Origin of the sequence: Fulvivirga kasyanovii, assembly GCF_009711405.1 — a bacterium.
GTDB classification, from domain to species: Bacteria; Bacteroidota; Bacteroidia; order Cytophagales; family Cyclobacteriaceae; genus Fulvivirga; species Fulvivirga kasyanovii.
On sequence record NZ_SMLW01000606.1, the window covers coordinates 1 to 4,669 of the forward strand.

The following is a 4,669-nucleotide window of genomic DNA, read 5'->3' on the forward strand; positions in this document are numbered from 1 at the left end:
ATTGGTTTTAACATAAAACCGAAGTCATAGCAGCATCAAAACTCCCTCTCCACATCGATCTACATCGGAGAGGCCTAAGCTGACCTACAGGCCTAAGCCGGGTGAGGTCTTATGCACAGAAAAGATAATGCAGTAATACTTTCTCTAGTACTTAAACCCCTAATCCGCTTACTCCACATACCCTCTGTGTTGTTTACAATGCAAACATTCGAACGCATAAAAAACTGATCCGGCATGTTCAGATTTATTAGGGCCGAATTGCTTATCATAAAAATCATCCCCGTTCCAATTATCCACAATGTTATCAAAAAATTCCTTCGGATCGCCATTTGGGGCATGTTGCACGAAATCATCATGTTGCCAGGTTCCAATGAATTTCATAAAATCATTGCAGTGAACCAGCCATAGCGCTCCCTGGAATGCATTAAAGGGAGCTGTATGGGCCAAATCATCAACCTTTGCCTGTTCAATTTTTAAAAGATTTTGTTCTTTTGGCTCAAGGATCAAAGAATAATCATCACTATTTTTCAGGTATTCGTATTGTTCAGATTCAGTTAAGATTCCATCTTTGGTCAAAAAACCACCTTCCACCTGATGTTCGAAACCATATTTCCGATCATTCAAACAGTCTAAACAAACCGTTTCTATTGCTTCAGAACCCTCATAAATTATTTCAATAGAGCCGTTTAATTGCAACCTTGGCGAAGAGTCCTTTTTGCAGATAGAGCAGTGGGAAATATCACTGCTTAATTCAAAAGGGGTTTCTGAAATTGGGGCATTAAAATATCTTAAATCTAAAATTTCCATTCTTTTTATCTATTGCTTACAACATTATTACAATTGCTTTATTGCTATCATAGCATGCACTTTTCACTTCATAACAAACAGCAACATAGCACCATTTCGTGAAAATCTACAAACGGCCACTATTAGCATAACATACATTCTAATATACTGCGATGGACTCCCACCCTTCACCACAATTCGGATGCATATAAAATTTAAAAGTAACTGAACCCGGTAACGATGTCAATACTCAACCTGCTATTTTTCCAGGAGATACAGGTGTGAATTTTTAATCGGCACACCTCCTACAAAGGAGGATTTTAGCACCTGCGCATCAGTCTGTTAGCAGGTATTTCCCAATTACCTACAGACCCGGGTGAGGTTATACGCACGCAATGCCGCAACTCCAGCCCTACAAAGCAGCTAAAAAACCAGAAAGTAGTACCCGAATCAAATGCTTGATCAAAAGTAAAAAACCACCGGCCCAACTGTCCCATTGAGGGGACTACAGGGGTGTTTTGCCAGCCTGAAAGAAACGCCTGATGCTATTTGAAAGTGTGCAGAACACCCTCTATCCCGATTTTCACTAATCGGTATGTCTCCCTCAAGGGAGAAGTTTTGGGTGGGTATGCATTTGTTCGTTGGTGGGATTACTTTAGCAGGTGCTTTCCTGTTGAGGATTCCGAATATTTTCTCCGCTACTCTGCGAAAATTTCGGAATGACGAGGCTTGGATTTGTTTCTTAAATAAACAAAGCAGTATCAAAACTCCCTCTTCCGTGTCGGAGAGGATATGCTGGCCTAAGCTGAAGCGCTGTTGTAGAATTTTTGTATGCCAATTGCTGTTCTACAGTAGTACTGATGGCTGTATTTAATAAACTCGGACTGATCTTATATTTAACACTCACTATACTTAGTATCTCGTGTTGTTTGGGGCAAGGGGCATTGAGCGGTAGTGCCGTCAGTATGGATATTGAACCAGAGATAGGCATCCCGCTGGCTGGCTATGGATCGAAGGACAGAAGGCTGGACAAGACGGACTGGAAAGGGGAAATCCCGCATTGCTTCATGTTCAAACCTTCCATCGGCCGCCATGACGCAATCAGAAGTAAGGTCATATTTCTCCAAAACGATCAGGAAAAGCTTCTCTTCATTAGCCTGGACATGATCGGGGTAAGCTACCGTTTCGTGAATAGCATCTACAGGCTCATCAAACCGCTGGGCTTTGAGCGGGACCAATTGTTTATCTCTGCCACACATACACATTCCGGCCCGGGTACTTTAACGCGCAAGCTACCATTAGCCTTCCTGGCCACCGACCTTTTTCAAAGGGAGAATTACAACTACATCGTCAGCAAGGTGTATGAAAGTATCTTAATGGCCATCGAGCAGCAGGAGCCCGTGGAGCTGTACCGCACAGACTTTCGGGCTGACTGCCTGCAAAAGAATAAATGGCGGGACAACAGGGAGTACCATGTCGACGATGAAGTTCAGATATTGCTACTGAGGAATTCGCAGGGCCATTGGCTGGGTGGAATGATCAATTTTGCAATTCACGGAGGGGCTTTGGGGCCAACCAATTTAAAATATAGCGCCGATGTTATCGGGTCTATAGAAAGAAATATGGAGCAGTTGATCGCATCCAAAAATCCTCCTGAGATGACCCAGCCTACCATGGCCTTATTTCAGGGGGCACTGGGCGATGTGAGGGTGATTGAGCGTGGGTACGACAAAATGCAGTGGACAGGTGAAGAATTTGCACGGCAGGCGGCCCCTGCACTGGAAAACCTCCGGCCGATGCCTCCAAACCTAACCAGTACTACTTCCAAAATTTGGCTGGGCATACCCGGATATTCTTTCAAATATGCCAACCGTAAAACCCTGGCCAAGAAAAACTGGCTCCCTCCCCTAAGGATCCCGATTGCGGGACTTATGAACCAGCGCACACGCATCTCCATAGTCGGCGTAGGTGATATTATGATGTTTACCTGGCCGGGGGAAGCCTCCACCACACTGGGCCTGCAACTAAAAACACTGAGCAAAGAAATGGGCTACGACCATGCCTGGGTTTTGGGCCTTACCAATGATTATGTCGGGTATTTCACCACACAAGATGAATACTACGAGGGCGAATATGACTCCAGAAGCTCCTTGTTTAATTTCAGAGGCGGCCGCAGGATCCTTAAAAAGCATAGAGCGGAATTGCAAAAAATCATTGAAGTGGACAGGTTGGAGTTTGAGGAGTTGATTTCGGTGCGTGATCCGCATGGGTCAAGGTAGTTGATATTTTTATCCCATTCCTAATCATCATTTATAAAATTTAAATTTCATGATGTCTCTTTCACAGCTTTGTCATCTGTATCTAATTCCCTTTAATAGTTTTTCCAGTTTATCAGAATTACCAGATGTCCACATATCATGATCTTTATAGAAATGTCCAATCATCGTATCGCTGTTTAAAATCGTAAGACAATCATACATCGGGCCAGTCCACCCATCTGACAGTCGTTCATGAATTATTTTCACCTTTGAATAAGGTAGCTCAGTATCCGCAACTGCTCCTGACAGTGCCCTCGTTCTAACCCTTAGAACTTTATCTTTTTCATTAAGGTCTAATCCAACTACAATATTTCGATGTTTATACTTTGCATTAAGAATAAGTAGTACTGTGATGGTTGAGAAAATAGCTATTGGTAAAACTATGGCGTAAGTGTCCAACGACATATTACCAAGTCCATATAAAATCTTAGTAAATGTGCCTCTGGAGTTGGTTTCTGAGCCATCGAAATGAAATATTGCCACAATTGAAAATGTCCCGGCAAATAAAGCAAATGCTGAAATCAGCCTTCTATATATCACTTGATCAGAGAAACCGTAGTAATAATATTCAGATTTGAATTTCATAAGTTAGTGTGTACTTGTCTTTTTTTCGAAGATGGAAAATTTAAGCTTTCGTACATTCAATCTCCTCATTGACATTTCGACATCTGCGACGTCACCCCGTCTGGTATTCTTCTCCACCTTCAAAACTATTGTTAACTCGTCCTTTTTAAACCCTTCATCTATTTTCTTATCTACCACTGTTTTTAATTCTTCTTCAAAGTCATTTTTTTTAATTTGCTTTTGCTCAAGGATGAGTCTATCCGGGTACAACTCAACTAAAATGAGGTTCGCATTAACCTCATTTTTCGCCCCACATTGAACAAATACGAAACTTAGCACAATCAGAAGTCCTGAAATAATTCTCATACTTTGCCTGGTGGTATCGCTATCTATAATTGGTCATTTAATAAACGTTTTGAAGCAACTAAAATCTGTTCCTGGCAGTCAGTTGTAAATCCGCTGTGTTCAGCCTTTTCAAGTTTAAATCTTATAAAGGTAATGGGCGGTTGCCTAACCCGCCCGACCGGATTGTTTCCTTCATTTTGGTAAGTACCTCGTCTCGCCATAATCAATAAATTTAGATAAATGGCCTACCAAGTTATAAAATTTATGTAATAACAGGTTAGGTTTATTAAGTGCTAATTCAATTGAGGGTTCCGAATATTTCCTCCACTGCTCCGTGAAAATTTCGGAACGAACTCTACTAAGCCGGATCTACATAATGTCAGGATGTGTGCAATCTAAAATACCGTAGAATCTTCGAGAGACATCCGCTGGGAAGTAGAAAAATATAGAGCTTGGTTTTGAAATAAGGTATTGGTAAAAAATTCGGTCATCTGGCAGATCAAAAAGAAGCGCAACTGCAGCTCTGAAAGAGCGCTTTCTATCAGCAAAAGGTGCAGCCTTTTGTTAATAATCGAGTGAGGTTCAAGCCCTGCAAGGGAAGAATTTCTTTAGTTTGGCTGTATTACTACGGTCAATGCTTCTGAACAGTTAAGCTT

Annotated in this window: 4 protein-coding genes; 1 reads left to right on the forward strand and 3 read right to left on the reverse strand. The window is 41.8% G+C overall.

Annotated elements, in window-relative coordinates; all coding sequences use genetic code 11:
* Positions 1 to 168 precede the first annotated feature (168 nt).
* Positions 169 to 807 carry a CbrC family protein gene (locus E1163_RS18625; RefSeq protein ID WP_155173972.1) on the reverse strand — a complete coding sequence of 213 codons (639 nt, stop codon included), beginning with the start codon at positions 805 to 807 and terminating at the stop codon, positions 169 to 171.
* Positions 808 to 1,646: 839 nt separating this feature from the next.
* On the opposite strand from E1163_RS18625, the gene E1163_RS18630 reads away from it, so the two are divergent.
* Positions 1,647 to 3,065 (forward strand): neutral/alkaline non-lysosomal ceramidase N-terminal domain-containing protein, encoded by a 1,419-nt coding sequence (locus E1163_RS18630; protein ID WP_155173973.1) that lies wholly within the window; start codon positions 1,647 to 1,649, stop codon positions 3,063 to 3,065.
* Between the two features lie 72 nt (positions 3,066 to 3,137).
* Here the strand turns inward: E1163_RS18630 and E1163_RS18635 are convergent, their stop codons facing one another.
* On the reverse strand, positions 3,138 to 3,689 hold the full coding sequence (locus E1163_RS18635) for a hypothetical protein (protein WP_155173974.1): 552 nt from the start codon (positions 3,687 to 3,689) through the stop codon (positions 3,138 to 3,140).
* A gap of 3 nt (positions 3,690 to 3,692) precedes the next feature.
* On the reverse strand, positions 3,693 to 4,034 hold the full coding sequence (locus tag E1163_RS18640) for a hypothetical protein (RefSeq protein ID WP_155173975.1): 342 nt from the start codon (positions 4,032 to 4,034) through the stop codon (positions 3,693 to 3,695).
* Positions 4,035 to 4,669 lie beyond the last annotated feature (635 nt).